This window comes from Rhizobium sp. Root1203 (assembly GCF_001424945.1).
Lineage (GTDB): Bacteria > Pseudomonadota > Alphaproteobacteria > Rhizobiales > Rhizobiaceae > Rhizobium.
This window is the reverse complement of sequence record NZ_LMCW01000059.1, coordinates 1-3120: the sequence shown is the minus strand read 5'-3', so window position 1 is coordinate 3120 and position 3120 is coordinate 1. Positions and strand designations below refer to the sequence as shown.

The following is a 3120-nucleotide window of genomic DNA, read 5'->3' as shown; positions in this document are numbered from 1 at the left end:
CAAAGCGAGCCGGCAACAACGCCTCCGGCACAACATGGGATGTCGCGTTCCAGCCCTCAAGAACAGCATCTCGCTCGGCTGGTGTCAGAAGTTCGATCGCGCCGATCGGTTGCCTCGGATCGGCCGCCACCGCCTCCAGAACTCGGACAAGCCGGTCCGCAAGGCGTTCGATCACTATTTTATCATAGGCATCCGGCCGGTAACCAAAACAGAGCTCGACGCGCTCACCTGGGGTGACAACAAGGCTCAAAGTATAATGGGTCGTGTTGCCGCCGTTCTCGCCGATCAGAGAGATACGCAACCCGCCGCGCTTGTCATCGCGGTTGTCGACGGTCGGATAGTTCTCAAAGATCAACATCGTTTCGAACAATCGTCTCATGCCGGTTACACGCTGAATGTCACTCAGCGCTATATGATGGTGCGGCATCAATTCTGACTGTTCGTGCTGCAAGCGTTGCAGAAGTTCCGCGAAGGTCTCTCTTGGGCGCAATGTGATACGGAGAGGGAGCGCGTTGATAAAAAAGCCGACCATATTCTCAATGTTCGGAATATCTGGTGACCGACCAGAAACATTGATGCCGAAGACAACATCATATTCCCCCAACATGTGATGAAGGAGGAGAGCCCAAGTTGCTTGGAAGATTGTGTTGACGGTCACGCCCTGTTGGCGAGCCCTGGCTGTAATGAGGCTACTCGTCTCCTTTGAAACTTGGAGCATATGGGTGTGTGCCGGAATTGGCCTCGCCGATAGTAAGGGTGCCAACTGGGACGGCTCGTTCAAGTCGGCTAACGCCGAACTCCAAGCGTCCTCGGCCGCCGCTTTGTCCTGTTTCTTCATCCAGGCCAAAAAATCACGATAGTGGGTCGCGGGCGGTAAAATCGTAGGATCGCCGTTCGATGCGTAAAGGACAGCGAGCTCTTTAAGAAAGACCTGCATCGACCAGCCGTCCAAAACAATGTGATGTCTTGTAAAGATCAAGATGTGACGTGCGTCATCACAATGGACTAGGCTAAAACGGAGTAGCGGGGGTTTGGCCAGATCGAACGGTAACCTGAAGTCCTCCAGCACGGCCCGCTCTAAAGCAGCTTGACGATCAAGCTCGCTTAAGGCGCGCAAATCAACAGTCCTCCACGGAATCACAGTCTCTCGCGGGATAATCTGGACGGGTTCGCCCAAGCTGGTGAGGAAGCCCGCGCGGAGATTGCGATGCCTGATTAGCAGTTCCTCAATTGATAACTTTAGGACTTCGGCATTCAGTGTGCCAGAGAGTTCCAGAACGTCCTGATTGATGTAGGGGTCGAAGGTACCGTCGTCGTAAAGCGCATGGAACAACAAGCCATGCTGTAGAGGCGACAGCGGAAGGACTTCTTCAATGAGCCGGGTCAAAGCTTGCTTCCAATCGATCAATGTCAGCTTGGGTGAGATTTACTAAGCTAGAGATGTTGGAGGGCTGCGCGAAGTGGTCGCGTTGCGAACAAACGAGCAGCGCATTGAGAGCTTGAAACCAGGTCGCGGCTAAATCTCTTACTTGCCGCTCGGTCAGAATTTGCGTCGCCCACGTCCAGCGTGCCTCCAATTCGAGGCCATGCGGACGTTCAAGCGCAATCGCGTTAATTTCGATAGGATATGCGATGGGCATGGACGAATCATTCCCGTCGCCGATGAGCGCCACCTCTGAAGCTACGCTCCAGTCGAGCCCATCAGGGACGGAAAATCTACCTAGATAGTTGAAAAGGATTTGCGGTGACGGGCGCGACCGAAGGGCCAAGGCTGTCTCTGGATTGAGATATCTAAGCAACCCATAGCCCAGCCCGTGATCTGGCAACCTGCGAAGTTGTTGGCTTACAATCTCAACGGCATACCGCAACGCGACGCCACCTGATAACGCATCCTCAATATTCAGGAAAGCCAGGTCGAACCGCACCGGGAACTGCGTCGTAAACCAGCCGATCGTTCTCGAAAGATCCAGACCGTCGCCAATCGACTCTCTGCCATGTCCCTCAAGCTCAAGGAATGCTGCGGATACATTTTGCCCACTTCTTCGTCGCCAGTCGACGACCGCAAGCGAGAATGCGGTCAAAAGGAGGTCGTTTACTTCTGCCTGAAACTTCCGCGGAAGCTGGGTGAGAAGCGGCTCCGCAACGGATGGACTCAAGGTCAAGGTAAAGGTTTGAGCCGTTTCCGGAGTGTCCACTGCAGGGTGTAGCGCCCGCTTCGAAACTAGAGCGCCTTCATCGCGCGACTGGTCAAGCCAAAGAGGTAGTTCTTGGACGCGTGCGCTAGCCATTGCTTCCGTGGCCAGATGATGTGACCAACTTCTAAAAGAAGTGGCGACGGCGTCGAGTTTGAGTGGGCGGTCCTTTTGCGCTCCGGTTACGGCGGCCTGGAGATCAGGAAGGAGAATGCGCCACGAGACACCATCCGCGACAAGATGGTTGAGGACGAGCATCAATCTCCCGGGCCGATGGTCTCCCGCATCAAACCACACAGCCTGCAACATTATGCCACTTGCAGGATCCAATTTCGCAACCGCGATCTTCTTCCAAGACGCTAGCAGTTCCGGGCTCACGCCCGCATTGTCGTTCGTGATTCGGACCGCGGTGAGAAGGCGCGATGGATCGATTGATTGTGCTTCGGGCGTTATCTCGAGTTCGATATCGCCGCGCATTGCATTCACCCTTAGCCTCAGGGCGTCATGATGAGTTAGCAACTGTTTCAATCCGGCGAGGAGATGCCTTTCTTGAAGGCCAGCCGGCGTCTGCACAACGATTGCCTGATTGTGTTGCTTGAAGGGTCCCCCAAGTTCCTTCATCCTCGCTATAATTGGAGTAGGCGGTACGGTTCCGATTGCCTCAGCATCCCGGCCGATGGTCTCAACTTTTCCGACAGGTGCGGCAAGTTCCGATAGCTGCCTTACGGTTTGCCGCTGAAAAACATCGCGCGGACTGATCTTCAATCCAGCCTTGCGCGCTCTGCTTACAAGCTGGATCGACATGATGCTGTCACCACCGAGTTCGAAGAAGTTGTCGTCGATGCCGACCTTGTCGACGCCGAGCAGTTCGACGAACAGGCCGGCGATGATCTCCTCCTGCGGGGTTCGCGGCTGGCGGCTGGACTGC

The 3120-nt window shown here is 55.1% G+C and carries 2 protein-coding genes; both read right to left on the bottom strand.

Annotated features, from left to right (window positions below; genetic code table 11):
- Window positions 1-1387, bottom strand: a 1387-nt coding sequence (locus tag ASC97_RS29360; protein WP_244481623.1) for a condensation domain-containing protein, incomplete at its 3' end; no start/stop codon positions are given.
- Window positions 1371-3120: condensation domain-containing protein (locus ASC97_RS29355; RefSeq protein ID WP_244481622.1), on the bottom strand; the 1750-nt coding region annotated here is incomplete at its 5' end. The genes ASC97_RS29360 and ASC97_RS29355, both read right to left, overlap by 17 nt.